This window comes from Streptomyces sp. NPDC046349 (assembly GCF_055587885.1).
Map to the genome: position 1 here is coordinate 552,759 of NZ_JBVJFK010000001.1, position 20,696 is coordinate 573,454.

The 20,696-nt window shown below is 72.7% G+C and carries 19 protein-coding genes; 17 read left to right on the forward strand and 2 right to left on the reverse strand.

The genetic code is table 11. From position 1 onward, the window contains the following. Positions 1–5: 5 nt before the first annotated feature. From ACZ6JS_RS02590 to ACZ6JS_RS02615, 6 genes are all read left to right on the forward strand, one after another. Positions 6–1,004: an ABC transporter permease gene (locus tag ACZ6JS_RS02590; RefSeq protein WP_469295260.1), complete on the forward strand. Its 999-nt coding sequence runs from the start codon at positions 6–8 to the stop codon at positions 1,002–1,004. Next, a complete protein-coding gene (locus ACZ6JS_RS02595; RefSeq protein WP_469295262.1) occupies positions 1,001–2,125 on the forward strand; it encodes an ABC transporter ATP-binding protein in 1,125 nt (374 codons plus the stop codon). The genes ACZ6JS_RS02590 and ACZ6JS_RS02595 overlap by 4 nt, the downstream gene beginning before the upstream one ends. Further along, on the forward strand, positions 2,122–3,228 hold the full coding sequence (locus ACZ6JS_RS02600) for an ABC transporter ATP-binding protein (protein ID WP_469295264.1): 1,107 nt from the start codon (positions 2,122–2,124) through the stop codon (positions 3,226–3,228). The genes ACZ6JS_RS02595 and ACZ6JS_RS02600 overlap by 4 nt, the downstream gene beginning before the upstream one ends. Positions 3,229–3,579: 351 nt before the next feature. After that, entirely contained in the window at positions 3,580–4,236 is a 657-nt protein-coding gene (locus tag ACZ6JS_RS02605; protein WP_469295266.1) for a trimeric intracellular cation channel family protein, read from the forward strand. 46 nt (positions 4,237–4,282) lie between these two features. Next, complete coding sequence (locus ACZ6JS_RS02610; protein ID WP_469295268.1) at positions 4,283–5,137, forward strand: thioesterase family protein; 855 nt, start codon at positions 4,283–4,285, stop codon at positions 5,135–5,137. Between the two features lie 126 nt (positions 5,138–5,263). After that, a complete protein-coding gene (locus tag ACZ6JS_RS02615; RefSeq protein ID WP_469295269.1) occupies positions 5,264–6,427 on the forward strand; it encodes a cysteine desulfurase family protein in 1,164 nt (387 codons plus the stop codon). A 13-nt stretch (positions 6,428–6,440) separates the two neighbouring features. Here the strand turns inward: ACZ6JS_RS02615 and ACZ6JS_RS02620 are convergent, their stop codons facing one another. Further along, positions 6,441–7,106, reverse strand: a complete 666-nt coding sequence (locus tag ACZ6JS_RS02620) for an N-acetylmuramoyl-L-alanine amidase (RefSeq protein ID WP_469295271.1) — start codon at positions 7,104–7,106, stop codon at positions 6,441–6,443. Positions 7,107–7,175: 69 nt separating this feature from the next. On the opposite strand from ACZ6JS_RS02620, the gene mnmA reads away from it, so the two are divergent. After that, complete coding sequence (gene mnmA / locus ACZ6JS_RS02625) at positions 7,176–8,306, forward strand: tRNA 2-thiouridine(34) synthase MnmA (protein ID WP_469295272.1); 1,131 nt, start codon at positions 7,176–7,178, stop codon at positions 8,304–8,306. A 10-nt stretch (positions 8,307–8,316) separates the two neighbouring features. On the opposite strand, the gene ACZ6JS_RS02630 is transcribed toward mnmA, so the two are convergent. Continuing rightward, the gene (locus ACZ6JS_RS02630; protein WP_469295273.1) at positions 8,317–9,240 is read right to left on the reverse strand and encodes an NADP-dependent oxidoreductase; all 924 of its coding nucleotides are present in this window, start codon (positions 9,238–9,240) and stop codon (positions 8,317–8,319) included. Between the two features lie 127 nt (positions 9,241–9,367). Between ACZ6JS_RS02630 and ACZ6JS_RS02635 the strand changes: the two genes are divergently transcribed. The 10 genes from ACZ6JS_RS02635 to ACZ6JS_RS02680 all read left to right on the forward strand — a co-directional run bounded on the left by ACZ6JS_RS02635 (position 9,368) and on the right by ACZ6JS_RS02680 (position 20,690). Beyond that, entirely contained in the window at positions 9,368–10,396 is a 1,029-nt protein-coding gene (locus ACZ6JS_RS02635) for a GlxA family transcriptional regulator (RefSeq protein WP_469295274.1), read from the forward strand. A gap of 94 nt (positions 10,397–10,490) precedes the next feature. Further along, complete coding sequence (locus ACZ6JS_RS02640; protein WP_469295275.1) at positions 10,491–10,835, forward strand: DUF1330 domain-containing protein; 345 nt, start codon at positions 10,491–10,493, stop codon at positions 10,833–10,835. A gap of 419 nt (positions 10,836–11,254) precedes the next feature. Then, entirely contained in the window at positions 11,255–11,701 is a 447-nt protein-coding gene (locus ACZ6JS_RS02645; RefSeq protein ID WP_469295276.1) for a hypothetical protein, read from the forward strand. 146 nt (positions 11,702–11,847) lie between these two features. Further along, positions 11,848–12,537: an SDR family oxidoreductase gene (locus ACZ6JS_RS02650; RefSeq protein ID WP_469295277.1), complete on the forward strand. Its 690-nt coding sequence runs from the start codon at positions 11,848–11,850 to the stop codon at positions 12,535–12,537. Continuing rightward, positions 12,534–13,517, forward strand: coding sequence for a methionine synthase (locus tag ACZ6JS_RS02655; protein WP_469295278.1), 984 nt, complete (start codon positions 12,534–12,536; stop codon positions 13,515–13,517). Before ACZ6JS_RS02650 ends, ACZ6JS_RS02655 begins: the two co-directional genes overlap by 4 nt. 30 nt (positions 13,518–13,547) lie before the next feature. Further along, the gene (ligA, locus tag ACZ6JS_RS02660) at positions 13,548–15,749 is read left to right on the forward strand and encodes an NAD-dependent DNA ligase LigA (protein ID WP_469295280.1); all 2,202 of its coding nucleotides are present in this window, start codon (positions 13,548–13,550) and stop codon (positions 15,747–15,749) included. 386 nt (positions 15,750–16,135) lie between these two features. Further along, a complete protein-coding gene (locus ACZ6JS_RS02665; protein ID WP_469295281.1) occupies positions 16,136–18,316 on the forward strand; it encodes a putative bifunctional diguanylate cyclase/phosphodiesterase in 2,181 nt (726 codons plus the stop codon). Positions 18,317–18,652: 336 nt separating this feature from the next. Continuing rightward, positions 18,653–18,949 (forward strand): Asp-tRNA(Asn)/Glu-tRNA(Gln) amidotransferase subunit GatC, encoded by a 297-nt coding sequence (gene gatC, locus ACZ6JS_RS02670; RefSeq protein ID WP_030030671.1) that lies wholly within the window; start codon positions 18,653–18,655, stop codon positions 18,947–18,949. A gap of 5 nt (positions 18,950–18,954) precedes the next feature. Beyond that, positions 18,955–20,448: an Asp-tRNA(Asn)/Glu-tRNA(Gln) amidotransferase subunit GatA gene (gene gatA / locus ACZ6JS_RS02675; protein ID WP_405449792.1), complete on the forward strand. Its 1,494-nt coding sequence runs from the start codon at positions 18,955–18,957 to the stop codon at positions 20,446–20,448. Next, complete coding sequence (locus ACZ6JS_RS02680) at positions 20,445–20,690, forward strand: hypothetical protein (protein ID WP_469295282.1); 246 nt, start codon at positions 20,445–20,447, stop codon at positions 20,688–20,690. Before gatA ends, ACZ6JS_RS02680 begins: the two co-directional genes overlap by 4 nt. Positions 20,691–20,696: the final 6 nt, after the last annotated feature.

Here is a 20,696-nt window from a genome sequence, read left to right on the forward strand (position 1 = left end):
GCGCAGTGCTTGCATACCTCATCCGACGGATCTTCGCCGTCCTCGTCATGCTGCTGGTCATCACGCTGGTGACCTTCGGAATCTTCTTCCTCTTCCCGAAGCTGATCGGGACGGACCCTGCCCTGTACTTCGTGGGCAAGCAGTCCGACCCCGCCGCCATCGAGGGCATCCGGCAGAAGATGGGTCTCGACGACCCGATCCTCGTCCAGTTCGGCAAGTTCGTCGTCGGGCTGGTGGCGGGTCGCACGTACGCCAACGGCTCCGACGTCACGCAATGCGCCGCGCCCTGCTTCGGATACTCCTTCAAGACCGAGCAGGAGGTCTGGCCGCTGCTGCTGGACTGGCTGCCGGTCACCCTCTCCCTCGCCATGGGCGCCGTCGTGCTCTGGGTCGCAGGCGGTGTCGCCACCGGCGTCATCTCCGCCCTCAAGCGCGGCAGCGTCCTGGACCGCTCGGCCATGGGCGTCGCCCTCGCCGGCGTGTCCCTCCCCATCTACTTCACGGGCATGCTCGTCATCGCCCTCTTCTCCGACCAGCTCGGCTGGTTCGGACGACCGGAGGCGAGCTTCGCCGAGGATCCGGGCAAGTGGTTCAACGGCATGGTCCTGCCGTGGGTCTCCCTCGCCTTCCTCTACGCGGCGATGTACGCGCGGCTCACCCGCGCGACGATGCTCGAAGTCCTGAACGAGGACTACATCCGCACCGCCCGCGCCAAGGGCCTGACGGAACCCGTCGTCATCGGCAAGCACGCCATGCGCTCCACGATGACGCCGATCCTGACCGTCCTGGGCCTCGACCTCGGCGCCCTGATGGGCGGCGCGGTCCTGACCGAGTACACGTTCTCGCTGCACGGCCTGGGCTACAGCGCGGTGCGCGCCATCAGCGAGCACGACCTCCCGGTCATCCTGGGCATCACCCTGATCTCCGCGTTCTTCGTCGTCGCCGCGAACCTCATCGTTGACCTCCTGTACGCGGTGATCGACCCCCGAGTGAGGCTGTCATGACCGACCCGACGACCAAGACCGGAGAGACCGGAGCGCTCAACCAGCCCTACGACGGCGCTTCGCCGTCCACCGCCTTCCTCGAGGTCCGCGACCTCAAGGTGCACTTCCCCACCGAGGACGGGCTGGTCAAGTCGGTCGACGGTCTCTCCTTCACCCTGGAGAAGGGCAAGACCCTCGGTATCGTGGGCGAGTCCGGATCCGGCAAGTCGGTCACCTCGCTGGGCATCATGGGCCTGCACCGGGTGGGCCAGTACGGCCGCCAGCGGGCCCGGATCTCCGGCGAGATCTGGCTCGACGGGAAGGAACTGCTCTCCGCCGACGAGGACGAGGTGCGCAGGCTGCGCGGCCGGGAGATCGCGATGATCTTCCAGGACCCGCTGTCCGCGATGCACCCGTACTTCACGGTCGGCAAGCAGATCTCCGAGGCGTACCGGGTCCACCACAAGGTCGACAAGAAGGCCGCCCGCAAGCGGGCCGTCGAGCTCCTCGACCGCGTCGGCATTCCCGAGCCGCACAAGCGGTTCGACAGCTACCCGCACGAGTTCTCCGGCGGCATGCGCCAGCGCGCGATGATCGCGATGGCCCTCGTCAACAATCCCGAACTGCTCATCGCGGACGAGCCGACGACCGCCCTGGACGTCACCGTCCAGGCCCAGATCCTCGACCTGATCCGGGACCTGCAGAAGGAGTTCGGCTCAGCGGTCATCATGATCACGCACGACCTCGGCGTGGTCGCCGAGATGGCCGACGAACTCCTCGTGATGTACGGCGGCCGCTGCGTCGAGCGGGGCACCGCCGAGAAGGTCTTCTACGAGCCCCGGCACCCCTACACCTGGGGCCTGCTGGGCTCGATGCCGCGCATCGACCGCGAGCAGACCGAGCGCCTCATCCCGGTCAAGGGCTCGCCGCCCAGCCTCATCAACATCCCGAGCGGCTGTGCCTTCAACCCGCGCTGCCCCTACGCCGACGTGCCCAAGGGCAACGTCACCCGCACCGTGCGCCCCGAGCTCACGGCGCAGGACGACACCGGGCAGGACGGCACCCGCCACTGGTCCGCCTGCCACATGTCGCAGGAGGAGCGGACCCGGATCTGGACCGAAGAGATTGCGCCGAAGCTGTGACCGACACCAAGAAGACGGATCCGGCCGTCACCCTTCCGGCGCAGGCCACGGACTCTCCCGAGCCGCTGCTCAAGGTCACCGGCCTGACCAAGCACTTCCCCATCACCAAGGGGCTGCTGCGCAGGCAGTCCGGCGCGGTCAAGGCCGTCGACGGCCTCGACTTCGACGTCCGGCGCGGTGAGACCCTCGGCATCGTCGGCGAGTCCGGCTGCGGCAAGTCGACCATGGGCCGGCTGATCACGCGGCTGCTCGAACCGACCGGCGGCACCATCGAGTTCGAGGGCAAGGACATCACGCACCTGGGGGTGGCGGGCATGCGGCCGCTGCGCCGCGACGTGCAGATGATCTTCCAGGATCCCTATGGCTCGCTGAACCCCCGCCACACGGTGGGCACCATCGTCAGCGCCCCGTTCAAGCTCCAGAACGTGACCCCGGAGGGCGGGCTCAAGGCGGAGGTCCAGCGGCTGCTGTCGCTCGTCGGCCTCAACCCCGAGCACTACAACCGCTATCCGCACGAGTTCTCGGGCGGCCAGCGCCAGCGGATCGGCATCGCGCGGGCCCTGGCGCTGAAGCCGAAGCTGGTCGTCGCGGACGAGCCCGTCTCGGCGCTGGACGTCTCGATCCAGGCCCAGGTGGTGAACCTGCTGGACGACCTCCAGGAGGAACTCGGCCTCACCTACGTGATCATCGCGCACGACCTGTCGGTCATCCGTCACGTGTCGGACCGGATCGCGGTGATGTACCTCGGCAAGATCGTCGAGCTCGCCGACAACAAGTCCCTGTACGGGGAGCCGATGCACCCCTACACCGCGGCCCTGATGTCGGCCGTGCCGGTGCCGGACCCGAGGCGCCGGGGCGTCAAGAGCGGCCGCATCCTGCTCAAGGGCGACGTCCCCTCCCCGATCTCGCCGCCGAGCGGCTGCCGCTTCCACACGCGGTGCTGGAAGGCGACGCAGATCTGCGCGACGCAGGAGCCGCCGCTGCTCGCGCTGAAGACGGGCCACCAGGTGGCCTGCCACCACCCGGAGAACGCCCCCGACCAGGCCCCGGGCGACAAACCCCTGCCTGGCGCGTCGGACGCGGTGGCCACGGCGACGGAGTGAGGCCGGGCGCCGGGTGGGCCGTACCGGCCCGCCCGGCGCCAATCCAGCCCCGCCGGCGATTGAGGCGCGGGGGTCCGGAGCGGAGCCCGGATCGTTGACCCGCGTCCGGGCCGCGGCGGCGGGCCGCGGGGTCCGGGGCGGAGCCCCGAGTCCTTGACCCGCACCCGGCCGCGGCGGCGGGCCGCGGGGTCCGGGGCGGAGCCCCGAGTCCTTGACCCGCGCCCGGCCGCGGCGGCGGGCCGCGGGGTCCGGGGCGGAGCCCCGAGTCCTTGACCCGCACCCGGCCACGGCGGCGGAGCCTCGCATTCCGCAGAGCCCGCCGCAGGCGGCGCGGCAGGCGACAATGGCCCCGTGCTCCACGATCTCTTCCCGCCGGGGGTCCAACATGCCCTGGACCTCGCCGGCATCTTCGTCTTCGCCACCGCGGGCGCCCTGCTCGCCGTCCGCAAGAACTTCGACGTCTTCGGCATCGCCGTGCTCGCCCTCGTCACCGCCCTCGGCGGCGGCCTCTTCCGCGATCTGGTCATCGGGGCCGTCCCGCCGGCCGCCTTCGGCGAACTCAGCTTCTTCGTCACCCCGCTGGTGGCCGCCGCGATCGTCTTCTTCCTGCACCCCGAGGTCCAGCGGATCAACCGGGCCATCAACGTCTTCGACGCCGCCGGCCTCGCGCTGTTCTGCGTGACCGGCACGACCAAGGCCTACGAGTACGGCCTCGGCCTGACCGCGTCCGCCGCACTGGGCCTGGCCACGGCCGTCGGCGGCGGCGTACTGCGCGACGTCCTGGTCAACGAGGTGCCCTCGCTGCTGCGCGACCGCGAGATGTACGCCGTGCCCGCCACCGTCGGGGCCGCGATGGTCGCCGTCTCCATCGCCCTGGACTCCCTCAACGCCGTCACCACCGGCCTGGCGATCGTGACGACCTTCGTCCTGAGGCTCCTCGCCATGCGGTACCACTGGCGGGCACCGCTGGCCTGGAACCGGCGCTCCTCGGTGGCCGAAGAGCCGTAACCAGAGAAAGCTACCGCTTAGTAGCAAGCGGGTGTACCGTCGTTCCATGTCATTTGCAGCTGCCCAGGCATCCATCGGCGACAGCGAGTTCGACCGCGACACCGCCATCACCGAACGCGCGGGTGAGCCCGGCGTGTACGACGCGGAGCTCTCCGCCGGCTGGACGATCATCGCCGCTGTCAACGGCGGCTACCTGCTGGCCCTGGTCGGCCGGGCCCTGTCGGCGACCCTCCCGCACCCGGACCCCTTCACGGTGTCCGCGCACTACCTGACCTCCTCCGTGCCCGGCCCCGCCGTGATCCGCACCGAGATCGTCCGGGTCGGCCGCACCCTCTCCACCGGCCAGGCCTCGCTCTTCCAGTACGACGAGCACGGCAACGAGGTCGAGCGCATCCGCGTCCTCGCCTCCTACGGCGACCTCGCCTCCCTGCCGGACGACGTACGGACGGCCGCCGAGCCGCCGCTCATGCCCTCCTACGAGAACTGCGTCGGCCCCGAGGCGGGCCCCGCGCCGATCCCCGGCAGCTCCGCCATCGTGGACCGGCTCCGGCTCCGACTGGACCCGGCGACCGCGGGCTGGGCCGTCGGCGCGCCCTCCGGCAAGGGCGAGATGCGGGCCTGGTTCGAGCTGGCCGACGGCCGCGACGCCGACCCGCTCTCCCTGCTCCTCGCGGTGGACGCGCTGCCGCCGACCGCCTTCGACCTCGGCCTGGTGGCCTGGACCCCGACCGTGGAGCTCACCACGCACATCCGGCGCCGCCCGGCCCCGGGCCCGCTGCGGATCTCCATTACCACCCGGAACCTGGCCGGCGGCTTCCTGGAGGAGGACGCCGAGGTCTGGGACTCCACCGACCACCTGGTCGCACAGTCCCGCCAGCTCGCGCGCGCCCTGCGCATGTGACCCCCCGCGCGCGCGGCGCGGCACCCGGCCGGGAGGCGGCGGGGCGGGTACGAGCCCCCCGCGGCCCGGCCGGATCGGGTCCCGCCGGGCGGACGGGCACGGGTGGGCCCCTAGAATCGGGGGATCATGGCCTACCTCGACCACGCCGCCACCACCCCCATGCTGCCGGAGGCCGCCGCGGCGATGACCGCGCAGTTCGCCGCCACGGGGAACGCCTCCTCCCTGCACGCCGCCGGCCGCCGGGCCCGCCGTACCGTCGAGGAGGCCCGCGAGGCCTTCGCCGAGGCGATCGGCGCCCGCCCCAGCGAGGTGGTCTTCACCGCCGGCGGCACGGAGGCCGACAACCTCGCCGTCAAGGGCCTCTACTGGGCCCGGCGCGACGCCGACCCCGCCCGGACCCGGGTCATCGCCAGCCCCGTCGAGCACCACGCCGTGCTCGACGCCGTGCACTGGCTCGCCGAGCACGAGGGCGCCCAGGTCGACTACCTGCCCGTGGACCGCTACGGACGCGTGCACCCCGATGCCTTCCGCGAAGCCGTCGAGCGCAACCCCGACGACGTCGCTTTGGCCACCGTCATGTGGGCGAACAACGAGATCGGCACCGTCATGCCGGTCGGTGAACTGGCCGACACCGCCCGCGAGGCCGGGATCCCGCTGCACTCCGACGCCGTCCAGGCGTTCGGACAGCTCGACGTCCACTTCGGTGACAGCGGCCTCGCCGCCATGACCGTCAGCGGCCACAAGGTCGGCGGCCCGTACGGCATCGGAGCGCTGCTCCTCGGCCGCGACCAGAGCCCCGTACCCGTCCTGCACGGCGGCGGGCAGGAACGGCACGTCCGCTCCGGCACCCTCGACGTGCCCGCCATCGCCGCCTTCGCGGTGGCCGCCGTCCTCGCCGCCGAGCGGCGCGAGCAGTTCGCCGCCGAGGTCGGCGCGCTGCGCGACGAGCTCATCGCCGCGGTGCTCGCGGCCGTGCCCGACGCCGTCCTCGGAGGGGATCCCGAGGAGCGGCTTCCGGCCAACGCCCACTTCAGCTTCCCCGGCTGCGAGGGCGACTCCCTGCTGCTTCTGCTCGACGCCCAGGGCATCGAGTGCTCCACCGGCTCGGCCTGCACCGCAGGCGTCGCCCAGCCGAGCCACGTCCTGCTGGCGGCTGGCACCGACCCGAGGCTGGCCCGCGGCACCCTGCGCTTCTCCCTCGGCCACACCTCCACCAAGGAGGACGTCGCCGCCCTGGCGGCGGCCATCGGCCCCGCGGTGGAGCGCGCCCGGACGGCAGGTCTCAGCTGAGCGTCCGGGAGGCTCAGGCCGAAGCGGCCAGGGCCTCCCGGACCATGCGTATGTAGCGGCCCCAGTCCCAGTGGTCGCCCGGATCCGTGTGGTCGGCGCCCGGCACCTCGGAATGCCCCACGATGTGCTTGCGGTCCGCCGGGAAGTCGTAGCGGCGGCAGATGTCGGCCGCCAGCCGCGCCGACGCCGCGTACATGGCGTCCGTGAAGTCCTTCGGACGGTCCACGAAGCCGACGTGCTCGATGCCGACGCTGCGCTCGTTCATCGAGCGGTTGCCCGCGTGGAAGGCCACGTCCAGCTCGCGCACCATCTGCTCCACGTGCCCGTCACCGCGGACTATGTAGTGCGCCGAGGCCTTGTGCCAGGGGTTCTTGAAGGCGTCCACCGAGGACTTGAAGCCGCCCTGTGTGACATGCACGACGATCCGGTCCACCCGGTAGTCGTCGGGCCGGTCCGCCAACCGCCAGTTCGCCGGCGAGGCCGCGGTCCATCCCGCACCCGTGTGGTCGATCTCGCCCTCCTTGCGCGGCTTGGCCACCCCCGGCAGCAGCCACCACGCGCGGCTGATCTCGTCCCGCCCGGCGACCGCCCCCGCTGCGACGATGCCGAGGCCACCGAACAGCACCGCACGGCGCGTGCGGCTCTTCGGCTTCGGTCCGGCGTTCCCCTGCTCGGTCATGTGATCCACCCCCCTGACCCGACAACGCGCTGTGACCCCGTTCGGTTCCCCCGTACCCTGGACGGTGCTATGACTGAGAACCTGCCGCGCACCGACCGCCCCCTTCGCGTCCTGGCCGCCATGTCCGGCGGAGTGGACTCCGCCGTCGCCGCCGCCCGCGCCGTCGAAGCCGGGCACGACGTGACCGGCGTCCACCTCGCCCTCTCCGCGAACCCGCAGTCCTTCCGGACCGGCGCCCGCGGCTGCTGCACCATCGAGGACTCCCGCGACGCCCGCCGCGCCGCCGACGTCATCGGGATCCCCTTCTACGTCTGGGACCTCGCCGAGCGCTTCCGCGAGGACGTCGTCGAGGACTTCATCTCCGAGTACGAGGCCGGGCGCACCCCGAACCCCTGCCTGCGCTGCAACGAGAAGATCAAGTTCGCGGCGCTGCTCGACAAGGCCCTCGCCCTGGGCTTCGACGCCGTCTGCACCGGCCACTACGCCACCGTCGTGCTCAAGGAGGACGGCTCCCGCGAGCTGCACCGCGCCTCCGACATGGCCAAGGACCAGTCGTACGTCCTCGGCGTCCTCGACGAGAAGCAGCTCGCCCACGCGCTCTTCCCGCTCGGCGACACCCTCACCACCAAGGAAGAGATCCGCGCCGAGGCGGAGGCCCGCGGCCTGGCCGTCGCGAAGAAGCCCGACAGCCACGACATCTGCTTCATCGCCGACGGCGACACCCAGGGCTTCCTCGCGCACCGCCTCGGCAAGGCCGAGGGCGACATCGTCGACGAGTCCGGCGAGAAGATCGGCACCCACGAGGGCGCCTTCGGCTTCACCATCGGCCAGCGCAAGGGCCTGCGCATCGGCCACCCGGCCCCCGACGGCAAGCCGCGCTACGTCCTCGACATCTCCCCCGTGAACAACACCGTCACCGTCGGCCCCGTCGAGGCCCTCGACGTCCGCGCCCTCACCGCGATCCGCCCCCGCTGGTGCGGCGGCGAGGCGGCCGCCCCGGGCACCTACACCGCTCAGCTGCGCGCCCACGGCGGCGAGACCGAGGTCTTCGCCGAGGTCGTGGACGGCGAGCTGCGCGTGTCCTTCACCGAGCCCGTCCGCGGCGTGGCCCCCGGCCAGGCGATCGTGCTCTACGACGGCACCCGCGTGGTCGGCTCCGCCACCATCGCGACCACGACGCGGGCCGCCGCAGCCGTCTGACGGGCCCAGGTCAGACCACCGTCAGCACGATCTTGCCGGTGGTCCGGCCCTGCTCGCCGATCTCGTGGGCCCGGGCGGCGTCCGCCAGCGGCAGCACCGTCTCGACCAGCGGCTTCAGCAGGCCCCGGTCCGCCAGGTCCGCGATCGCCACCAGGCCTGCCAGGTCCGGGTCGACCAGCACCCAGGACGCGTTCACCCCGCCGGCATCCGCCGGAACGGAGTCCGGGCCGGGCAGCGAGACCAGGTGGCCGCCGGGCCTCAGCACCTTCAGGCTGCGCTCGGCGGTGTCGCCGCCCAGGGCGTCCAGCACGACGTCGACGTCCGAGACGGCCTCGGCGAAGTCCACCGAGCGGTAGTCGATCAGCTCGTCGGCGCCCAGTCCGCGCAGCACGTCGTGCTTGGCGGCGCTGGCGGTGCCGATCACGTACGCGCCGCGGGCCTTGGCGATCTGCACCGCCAGGTGCCCGACGCCGCCGGCCGCCGCGTGCACGAGCACCCGCTGCCCGGCCGTGACACCGGCCGTGTCCACCAGCGCCTGCCAGGCGGTCAGCGCGGCCAGCGGCAGCGCCGCCGCCTGAACGTGGTCGAGGGAGGCGGGCTTGCGGGCGAAGTGCCGCGCCGGGGCCGCCACGTACTCCGCGTAGCCGCCCGCCTGGCGCGGGAAGTGCGGCATGCCGTACACCTCGTCGCCGGGGGCGTAGAGGGTCACGCCGGGTCCGACCGCCTCGACGGTGCCGGAGACGTCCCAGCCCACGATCGGCGTCTCGCCCCAGGTGATCAGGGCGCCGCTGGCGCGGGTCTTCCAGTCGACCGGGTTGACGCCCGCCGCGTGGACCCGTACGAGGACCTCGCCCAGCCCCGGCTCCGGCCGCTCGATCTCGCGCTCGACCAGGTTCTCCGGGCCGCCCCACTCATTGACGACGATCGCGCGCATCTCAGTCCGCCTCATTCCGTTCGTTTGCGTCCGATACCGGGCCGATTCCCGGCGACGTGTCCCAGACTCGGCCATCGCGCGGCCTCATGGTGTTGGCCGTTTGGCCACTATGTGACAGGATCTGGCCATGGGTGAGACGCAGGAGCACATCGAGGACACCAGCCGCAGCGGGAGCGGCGCGGACGGCCGGCACCTGGTTGCGGTACTGGCCCTGCCCGGCTTCCCCCCGTTCGAGCTGGGCATCCCCTCCCGCGTCTTCGGCAGTGCCGTCGACGACGACGGCGACGCCCTCTACGAGGTTGTCGTCTGCACCGCCGACGGCGCCCCCGTGCCCAGCGACTGCGGATTCTCCCTCCGGCCCGCCGCCGGCCCGGAAGCCCTCGCCGCCGCCGACACGGTGATCGTCCCGCCCACCCATGCCATGCCCCAGCTCGCCCACGGCGGGCCGCTGCCGCCCGCCGTGGCCGAGGCCATCGCCGGCATCCGCCCCGGCACCCGCCTGGTGTCCATCTGCTCCGGCTCCTACGTGCTCGCGGCCGCCGGCCTCCTCGACGACCGCCCCGCGACCACGCACTGGAACCTCGCCGACGAATTCCGCCGTGCCTACCCCCGCGTCCGCATCGACGAGGACGTCCTGTTCGTCGACGACGGCGACGTCCTGACCTCGGCCGGGGTCTCCGCCGGAGTCGACCTGTGCCTGCACCTGGTCCGCCGCGACCACGGCGTCGCCGTCACCAACCGCGCCGCCCGCATGTGCGTCGTACCGCCCTGGCGCGACGGCGGGCAGGCCCAGTTCATCGACCGGCCCGTCCCCGAGCCCACCGTCGCCACCACCACCGCCACCCGCGCCTGGGCCCTGGAGCGCCTCGCCGAACCGGTCAGCCTCGCGGAGCTCGCCGCCCACGCCCGGATGAGCCTGCGCACCTTCACCCGGCGCTTCCGCGACGAGGTCGGCATGACCCCCGTGCAGTGGCTCACCGCGCAACGCCTCGAGACGGCCCGGCACCTGCTCGAATCCAGCGACCTCCCCGTCGACCTCGTCGCCCACCGGTCCGGCTTCGGCTCCGCGGGCTCCCTGCGCCAACACATGCGCGCGTCCCTCGGCGTCTCCCCGATCGCCTACCGCCGCACCTTCCGGCCCGCCGCCCCGGCATGACCTCCGAGGTAATCGCCACCGCGGGCGCACGCTGACAGGCTCGGACCAACGGCCCGCACGGGCAGCCGGGTTGGAACCGACAGGAGAGCAGACCATGACCGCGTACGCCATCGCCCACCTCCGCCCCGAGACGATGAACGAGGACATCCTCACCTACATCGAGGCCGTCCAGTCGACGATGGACCCCTTCGGCGGCCGCTTCCTCGTGCACGGCAAGGACGTCGAGATCCTCGAGGGCCCCTTCTCCGGCACCGTCGTCGTCATCGGCTTCCCCGACGTCGAGCGGGCCCGCGCCTGGTACGCCTCCGACGCCTACCAGGCCATCCTCCCGCTGCGCACGAACCACATAGCGGGGGAGGCCGTCCTGGTCGAGGGCGTCCCGGCCGACTACGACGCATCGAAAACGGCCGCCCGCCTGCGGGCCGAATCCGGCCTCTGACGGGCAACCGGGCCCCTCACGTCCTCGCGGGCGCCGACGGGTGCACCCGCCACCGCTCCTCCTACGGCGCGGTGGCGCTGGACCTCGCCCTGCCGGCCGGGCCCGAGGTGGTGATCCCGTACCTGCGCGCCCGTACGCCCGAGGACAGCTGGTGCCCGGACGACATGGTCGAGGCGGGTGTCCTCCCCGACCCCTCCCGCAGCTCCTGCTGGTCTTCGCGAGGGAGGGACCGTCCGCCTCCCTGCGCACCCGGGCCGCCGGCCCGGAGCTGCTGCGGTTCGCCGGCCCGACGGGGAGGTGCGCCGGCTCTACGGGGGCCAGAGCGGGCTGCGCGCCCACCTGGGCCTCGCCCCGCAGGAGCCGGATGACGGCGTGTGTCCCGACCCGGCGCTGGAGCCGGACGACGAGGAACGTGGCCGATGCCCCGCCCTGCCGGAACCGGCTTCGGGACGCCCCCGACAACGGCCGACACCGGCTGCGGGCCGATCCCGGGGATCCACGTCGACCCGGCCCGGCGCCGCGTCGGCTGGTGGCTGAACACGGCCCGGGCCCACGCCCGCCCCGTCGGGCAGCGGTGGCCCGGCTGGACGGTGGAGTTCTGGGAGGACCGCCGGGAGGAGCCTGAACGGTCCTCCGGCGGCCGCTTCGCCCCGCCCGCGCCGGACCGCGCCGCCGCGCCGGCCGACGGTACGGGCGCAGGCGCTCCGGCGGTGGGCCGGGCCGCGGGCCGCCGTGCGGGCACGGCTCGTCGCCGCGCCCCCGCACGCCACGATCGGCCACGGATTCGCCCCTTCCGTCACCGCGGGGCGGGCGGCCGCCGCCCCCGGGCCGTGGAGCGGGCGTACGCGGCGGCCGTCGGCACCTGACCCCGGTCTCCGGGCCCGTCGCCCCCGCGCCGGCCGCCCGGTACGGCGGGCGGCCGAGGCGGGCCGAGTCCCCGGGGCCCCGCCCCGGGGCCGGGACCCCGGGGCTTCCCCCTCCCCGCCGCCCGCGACCTGCGAGCATGGGCGTCATGGCTACTCACCTGATCACCGGTGCCGGTTCCGGCATCGGCGCCGCCGTCGCGAACCGTCTGCACGCCCGCGGCGAGGACCTCGTCCTCCTGGCCCGCGACGCCGCCCGCGGCAAGCAGCTCGTCGAGCGCTACCCCGGCTCGCGGGCCCTCGTGGGCGACCTCGCCGATCCCGACCGGCTCTCCTGGGCGTTCTCCAAGCAGGCGATCCCCGAGCGCATCGACTCGCTCCTGCACATCGCCGGGATCGTCGACCTCGGGCCGGTGGGCGAGCTGCGGCCCAAGACCTGGCACCAGCAGCTCAACGTGAACCTGATCGCCCCCGCCGAGGTGACCCGGCTGCTGCTGCCCACCCTGCGCGCCTCCAAGGCCACCGTCGTCTTCGTCAACTCCGGTGCCGGCCTGAACGCCCACGCCGACTGGAGCGCGTACGCCGCCTCCAAGCACGGCCTGAAGGCCCTCGCCGACTCCCTGCGCGCCGAGGAGCGGGCCAACGGCGTCCGCGTCACCTCCGTCTATCCGGGCCGCACCGCCAGCCCCATGCAGGCCAAGGTGCACTCGCAGGAGGGCAAGGAGTACGACCCCGCCGCCTGGATCGACCCCGAGTCGGTGGCGACCACCATCGTCATGGCCGTCGACCTGCCCCGCGACGCCGAGGTCAACGACCTGACCGTCAGGCCGGGCCGATGAGCGCGGGTGCGACCGGCGTCGGCTCGCTGCCGGGCGGCGACGCCCGCGAGGCCGCCAAGACCGCCACCGGCTCCTTCGAGGACTTCCCGTACCTGCCCGAACTGCCGGCCCGCGGCCCCGGCGCCGACATGATCGGCCGCTCGACCGGGCTGCTCGTCGACATGTACGCGCACGTGGAGCCCAGCGGCTGGCGGCTCAGCGACCGGCCCGGGCGCGACACGCGCCGGGCGCGGTCCTGGCTGGCCGAGGACCTGGACGCCCTGGAGGAGTTCACGCAGGGCTACACCGGCAAGCTCAAGATCCAGGCGGTCGGGCCGTGGACGCTTGCCGCCGCCCTGGAGCTGCACGGCGGCGAGGCGATGCTGCAGGACGCCGGCGCCTGCCGGGACCTGACCGGATCCCTCGCCGAGGGCCTGCGCGAACACCTGGCCGACGTGCGGCGGCGGATCCCCGGCGCCGACGTCGTGCTCCAGCTCGACGAGCCGTCCCTGACGGCCGTGCTGCTCGGCCGGGTCCGCTCCGCGAGCGGCTACCGCACCTACCGCGCCGTCGACCGGCAGGTCGTCGAGGGCGCCCTGCGCGACCTGTTCGCCGTCCACGACGGCGAGGTGATCGTCCACTCCTGCGCGCCCGAGGTCCCATTCGCCCTGCTGCGGCGGGCCGGCGCCACGGGCGTGTCGTTCGATTTCTCCCTGCTCACGGAGCGCGAGGACGACGCCGTCGGAGAGGCCGTCGAGGGCGGTACCAAGCTGTTCGCCGGAGTGGTGCCGGGCACCGACGGCCCGTTGTCGGACCCGGGCGGTAGCGTCATGGGTGTCAGGAAGCTCTGGCGCAGGCTGGGGCTGGCCCCGGGGACTCTGGCCGAGTCCGTCGTGGTCACCCCCTCGTGCGGTCTGGCGGGTGCGTCGCCCGCCTACGCCCGCGCGGTGCAGGCACATTGCGTCAGGGCGGCGAGGTCGCTCGCCGACAACCCTGAGTGACGGTCGAGACGGGCCACGGGAGGACACGGCATGGCAGCCGAACAGCAGGACACGGCAGTACCGGCAGCGGTGCGTGAACAGCACCAGCTGCTGGCCGAGCAGGTCGAGGAGCACCGCTTCCGGTACTACGTGAACGACCAGCCGGTCGTCAGCGACGCCGAGTTCGACACGCTGCTGCGTTCGCTGGAGGCGCTGGAGGAGCAGTACCCGGAGCTGCGCACGCCCGACTCGCCCACCCAGAAAGTGGCCGGTGCGTACGCGACGGACTTCGCCTCCGTCGAGCACCGCGAGCGCATGCTCTCCCTCGACAACGCCTTCGACGACGAGGAACTGGCCGCCTGGGCCGAGCGGGTGGCCCGGGACACGGGTACTCCCGCCTACCACTACCTGTGCGAGCTGAAAGTGGACGGCCTCGCCGTCAACCTCACCTACGAGAACGGCCGCCTCACCCGGGCGGCCACCCGCGGCGACGGCCGCACCGGTGAGGACATCACGCCCAACGTCCGCACCATCGCCGAGATCCCGGACCGGCTGAAGGGCGACCGGATCCCCGCGCTCGTCGAGATCCGCGGCGAGGTCTACTTCCCGATGGAGAAGTTCGAGGAACTCAACGCGAGACTCGTCGCGGCCGAGGGCAAGCCCTTCGCCAACCCGCGCAACGCCGCAGCCGGTTCGCTGCGGCAGAAGGACCCCAAGGTCACCGCGAGCCGCCCGCTGCACATGGTCGTCCACGGCATCGGCGCCCGCGAGGGCTTCGAGATCGAGCGCCAGTCGCAGGCGTACGAGCTGCTGCGCGAGTGGGGCCTGCCCACCGCCCGGCACAACAAGGTGGTCTCCTCGCTCGCCGAGGTCCGGGAGTTCATCGCGGAATTCGGCGAGAACCGCCACTCGGTGGAGCACGAGATCGACGGCGTGGTCGTCAAGCTCGACGAGATCGCACTCCAGGGCCGCCTCGGCTCCACCGCCCGCGCCCCGCGCTGGGCCATCGCCTGGAAGTACGCGCCCGAAGAGGTCAACACGAAGCTGATCGACATCAAGGTCGGCGTCGGGCGCACCGGGCGCGTGACCCCGTACGCGCAGGTGGAACCGGTGACGGTGGCGGGCTCCGAGGTCGAGTTCGCGACCCTGCACAACCAGGAGGTCGTCAAGGCCAAGGGCGTGCTCATCGGGGACACCGTGGTCCTGCGCAAGGCCGGTGACGTCATCCCCGAGATCCTCGGACCGGTGGTGGATCTGCGCGACGGCACCGAGCGGGAGTTCGAGATGCCGGCCGAGTGCCCCGCCTGCGGGACGGCGCTGCGGCCCATGAAGGAGGGGGACATCGATGTCCGGTGCCCCAACGCCCAGACCTGCCCCGCCCAGTTGCGTGAGCGGCTCTTCTACCTGGCCGGCCGGCAGTCCCTGGACATCGAGAACTTCGGCATGGTCGCGGCCGCCGCCCTGACCGGCCCGCTGGAGCCGGCGCAGCCGCCCCTGCTCGACGAGGGCGACCTCTTCGACCTGACCATCGAGCAGCTGCTGCCCATCAAGGCGTACGTCCTGGACCAGGACAGCGGCCTGCCCAAGCGGGACCCGAAGACCGGCGAGGAGAAGATCGTCAGGGTCTTCGCCAACCAGAAGGGCGAGCCGAAGAAGAACGCCCTGGCGATGCTGGAGAACATCGCCGCCGCCAAGGAGCGCCCGCTCGCCCGCATCATCAACGGCCTGTCCATCCGCCACGTCGGGCCGGTCGCGGCCGAGGCCCTCGCCCGCGAGTTCCGGTCCATCGCGGCCATCGAGGCGGCGACCGAGGAGCAGCTGACCGCCACCGACGGCGTCGGCGCGATCATCGCGGCCTCCCTCAAGGAATGGTTCGCGGTCGACTGGCACCAGGAGATCCTGCGCAAGTGGCGGGAGGCCGGCGTGCGGATGGAGGAGGAAGGTTCCGCCGAGGAGGAGGGGCCGCGGCCCCTCGAGGGGCTGACCGTGGTCGTCACCGGCACTTTGCAGAACCACACGAGGGACGGGGCCAAGGAGGCCCTGCAGAGCCGCGGCGCCAAGGTGACCGGATCCGTCTCGAAGAAGACCTCCTTCGTCGTGGTCGGCGACAACCCCGGCTCGAAGTACGACAAGGCCGTCCAGTTGAAGCTGCCCATCCTCGACGACGGCGGTTTCGCCGTGCTGCTGGAGCAGGGCCCGGACGCGGCACGCGAAGCCGCGCTCCCGGTGGACGGCGCACCCGGAGGGGAGTAGGTCCGGCCGGGCAATCCCCGAGGGGGAGTAGCGAAGGCGAACGGATGCGTGGCGTGCGGCCGTACGGACGGGCGCACGCCAGGCGCGACGGACGGTGGTAAACGGCCGGTACAAGGCTGGTCGCAGGGCGGTGACCTGTCGGATCATCGGAGGGGTGACCGGGGGCCCCGGTCCAAACTCACCCGTTCGGCGGATACCGTACTGATGAGGATGGCTGGGTCGCATTCGGGCAACCACTGCCGACCGCTGCCCCTGGAAGCCTCCCGCGTCCTACTGTTGAGGGGTGCGCCTGTCGTGCACGGCTGCGGGATGCGATTCCGGCCGTGGTGGCATGACATCGGGGCCATCGCGTGACATCGGCATCGCCGGCTGTGAGAGGTACGGGCATGAAACCCACCGAAAGCGCCGACCCGTCACCTGAATTCGGCGGGGAAATCCCGTCCATGCGGGCGGGCAGGCTCGGCGTCCTGCGTGCCAGGACGCCGGAGACCGGACCGGTCGACACAGGTAAGGGCGGGCAGGGGCGGCGCGGCGTGCTGCCCTTCATCGTCGTGGGCCTCGCGGTCGCGGTGCTCACCACCGGCGTCGCGTCCGCCCTGAGCGGCCGTCACGCGCTGTTCCCCGGGGGCCCGGTCGGCTGGGCGCTGGCCCTCCTCACCGGCATCATCGTCGGCCACCTGGTCGCCCTCGGGCGCGACCGCTGGTGGGGCGGCACCGGATCGGGCGCCGCACTCACCCTCGGCGTGCTCGTCCTCTACGGCTGGGTGCCCGCCGGACTGGTCTCGCTGGCGGTGGTCTCCCTGGTCGGGGCCGCCCGCCGGCACCGCTGGCGCCAGGGGCTGATCCACGGCTCCGTCGACATCCTCGGGATCGGGGCCGGCGCCCTCGTGCTCGCCGCCTTCGGCGAGACGCCCACCGTCGAAACCCCCTGGCTGCCCACCGCCTGGGGGCTGGACGCCGTACCCGAGATCGTCCTCGTCGCCGTCGCCTACCTGCTCGCCACGCGGCTCCTGCTCTGGATCGCACTGACCCCGCGCGGCGGCGGGCTGCCCACCGTCGCCCGGACGGCCCTGCTCCGACAGGCGTTAGTGGCGGTCGCGCTGCTCGGCATCGCGCCCCTGATCTGCGTGGTGGCGGTCAGCCAGCCGGTCCTGCTGCCGCTGTTCGCCGTACCGCTGATCGCGTTGGACTCCACCCTCTGGATCGCCCGGGCGCGCGCCGAGGAGCAGCTGCGGGACCCCCTGACGGGGCTGCCGAACCGGCAGTGGCTGCTGGAGCGGGCCTGGTCCGCCCTGGATGAGGCTGAACGTTTGGGCACCCGGGCGGCCCTGGTGCTGATCGACCTGGACCGCTTCCGGGCGGTCAACGACACCCTGGGCCATCTGGCGGGCGACCGGCTGCTCCTCCAGATCGCCGACCGGCTGCGCCAGGCGCTGCCCGAGGAGGCCGAGGCCGCGCGCCTGGGCGGCGACGAGTTCGCCGTCCTGCTCCCGGTCGCCGACTCCACCACCAGCGCCCAGCGCATCGCCCGCCACCTGGTCGCGGAGCTCAGCTCCCCGCTCGACCTCGACGGCCTCACGCTCGTCCTGGAGGCCAGCGCCGGCCTCGCCGTCTTCCCCGACCACGCCCTCGACGCGGAGGGGCTGCTGCGGCGCGCGGACGTGGCGATGTACCAGGCCAAGCGTGACCGCACGGGCGTGGAGGTGTACGAGTCCAAGCGCGACAGCAACACCCCCGACCGCCTGGGCCTCCTCGGCGACCTCCGCAGGGCCCTCGACGCGGGTGAGGTGGAACTCCACTACCAGCCGAAGGTCCGCTTCGACGGCCAGGTCGCCGGGCTCGAAGCACTGGTCCGATGGGTCCACCCGGAACGCGGCAGGGTCCCCCCGGACGAGTTCATCGCGATCGCCGAGACCTCCGGGCTGATGCCCCACCTGACGGAGTACGTGCTGGAGACGGCCCTGGCCCAGGTGGCCCGCTGGCGGGCGCAGGGCCTGAAGGTCCCGGTCGCCGTCAACGTCTCACCGCGCGACGTCCACACGCCCGGGTTCGCCGGCGCGGTGGCCGCGCGGCTGGCCCGCCACGGGGTTCCGGCCAGCGGCCTGCAGCTGGAGATAACGGAACACGTCCTGCTGGAGGACCCGCAGCGGGCCGCGGACACCATGGCCGGCCTCACCGGGCACGGCGTGAAGATGTCCCTGGACGACTTCGGCACCGGCTACTCCTCGCTCGTCCACCTGCGCCGTCTGCCGGTCAGCGAGCTGAAGATCGACCGCTCGTTCGTGGGCCGGCTCGCCGTCGACACGCAGGACGCGGAGATCGTCCGCTGCACCGTGGACCTCGCGCACTCGCTCGGCCTGCTCGTCGTGGCGGAGGGCGTCGAGGACGACGAGACCTGGGAGCGGCTGCGGGACCTGGGCTGCGACGCCGTACAGGGATGGCTGGTGGCCGCCGCGATGCCGCCGCAGGAGGCCACCGCCTGGCTGCTGGCCCGTGGAGAGCGCGGCTGGCGCCGCCCGGCGGACATCACGGCGGAACTGGCCGCGGCCGAGGCCGACGCGGTCTGACCCCGTCCGGACGCCGGCCGCGATCCACCCCCGGGCTCGCCCGGTGAAGGCCGCCGGGCCCGCGTCCGGACGCCGGCCGCGATCCACCCCCGGGCTCGCCCGGTGAAGGCCGCCGGGCCCGCCTCCCGGTTCCGCCGGCGTTCGAGGCGCGGGACCGGGGCGGAGCCCCGTTCTCCCGGCCGCGCCGTCGATCGGGGCCCCGTCCGGGTGCGCCCGCCCCCGCTCTGCGCGGCGGCCCGGCGGCGGCCCCGGCCAAACCGTTTCGCAGGCCGGGCACCGGGCCCCATAGGATTGAGCCCGAACCTACACATCCACCCACCCCCAGAGGATCGCTGCATGCCTGGCATTACGCGCGAGGAGGTCGTCCACCTCGCACGGCTGGCGCGCCTTGAGCTGTCCAGCAACGAGCTGGATCACTTCGCCGGACAGCTCGACGACATCATCGGCGCGGTCGCCCGTGTCTCCGAGGTCGCCGACCAAGACGTCCCGCCGACCTCCCACCCGCTGCCGCTGACCAACGTCATGCGCGCGGACGAGGTCCGTCCGTCGCTCACCCCCGAGCAGGCGCTCTCCGGTGCTCCCGCCCAGGAGCAGCAGCGTTTCAAGGTGCCGCAGATCCTGGGGGAGGACTAACAGCCATGGTCGACATCATCAAGCTCACGGCCGCCGAGACCGCCGAGAAGATCGCCTCCGGCGAGCTCACGGCCGTCGAGGTGACCGAGGCCCACCTTGCCCGCATCGACGCCACCGACGAGAAGGTCCACGCCTTCCTGCACGTGGACCGCGAGGGCGCCCTCGCCCAGGCCCGCGCCGTCGACGCCAAGCGCGCGGCCGGCGAGAAGCTCGGCCCGCTGGCCGGCGTGCCCCTCGCCCTCAAGGACATCTTCACCACCGTCGGGGTCCCGACCACCGTCGGCTCGAAGATCCTCGAAGGCTGGATCCCGCCCTACGACGCCACTCTGACGCGCAAGCTGAAGGAAGCCGACGTCGTCATCCTCGGCAAGACCAACATGGACGAGTTCGCCATGGGGTCGTCCACCGAGAACAGCGCCTACGGCCCCACCGGCAACCCCTGGGACCTCACCCGCATCCCCGGCGGCTCCGGCGGCGGCTCCGCGGCGGCCCTCGCCGCCTTCCAGGCCCCCCTCGCCATCGGCACGGACACCGGCGGCTCCATCCGCCAGCCCGCCGCCGTCACCGGCACGGTCGGCGTGAAGCCCACGTACGGCGGCGTCTCGCGCTACGGCATGGTCGCCTTCTCCTCCTCCCTCGACCAGGGCGGTCCCTGCGCCCGTACGGTCCTGGACGCGGCCCTCCTGCACGAGGTGATCGCCGGGCACGACCCGCTCGACTCCACCTCCATCGACGCCCCGGTCCCGCCGGTCGTCGAAGCCGCCCGCAACGGCTCGGTCGCCGGGATGCGCGTCGGTGTCGTCAAGCAGTTCGCAGGGGAGGGCTACCAGGCAGGCGTGGTCCAGCGCTTCAACGAGTCGGTGGAGCTCCTCAAGGAGCTCGGCGCCGAGATCGTCGAGCTGGACTGCCCGTCCTTCGACCTCGCCATGGCCGCGTACTACCTGATCGCGCCGTCCGAGTGCTCCTCGAACCTGGCCCGTTTCGACGCCATGCGCTACGGCCTGCGCGTGGGCGACGACGGCACCAAGTCCGCCGAGGACGTCACCGCCCTGACCCGCGAAGCCGGCTTCGGCGACGAGGTCAAGCGCCGCATCATCCTCGGCACGTACGCGCTCAGCTCCGGCTACTACGACGCGTACTACGGCTCCGCCCAGAAGGTCCGCACGCTGATCTCGAAGGACTTCGAGAAGTCCTTCGAGCAGGTCGACGTGATCGTCTCCCCGACGACCCCGACCACCGCCTTCGCGATCGGCGAGCGCACCGACGACCCCCTCGCCATGTACCTCGCGGACCTGTGCACCATCCCGACCAACCTGGCCGGCAACTCCGCCATGTCGCTGCCCTGCGGCCTGGCGCCGGAGGACGGCCTCCCGGTCGGGCTCCAGATCATCGCCCCGGCGATGAAGGACGACCGGCTCTACAAGGTCGGTGCAGCCGTCGAGGCCGCCTTCGTCGCACGCTGGGGTCACCCGCTGCTCGAGGAGGCACCGTCGCTGTGAGCACCAGTGCACTGTCCAAGGCCAAGGGCTTCAAGAAGTCCAAGACCGGCACCTACCTGTCGATCGGCACCACCGCTTTCGGCGCCATCAGCGTGTTCAAGCAGGTCAAGAAGGCCCGCAGCGAGCAGGACATGCTGAAGCTGGTCGACGCCGCCGTGTCCGCCGCCGCCATCGTCACCGGCCTCGCGATCCTGTACCGCGAGCTCAAGCGCCTGGGCGACGACGACGTCCTGCTGGGCTGAGAGGGA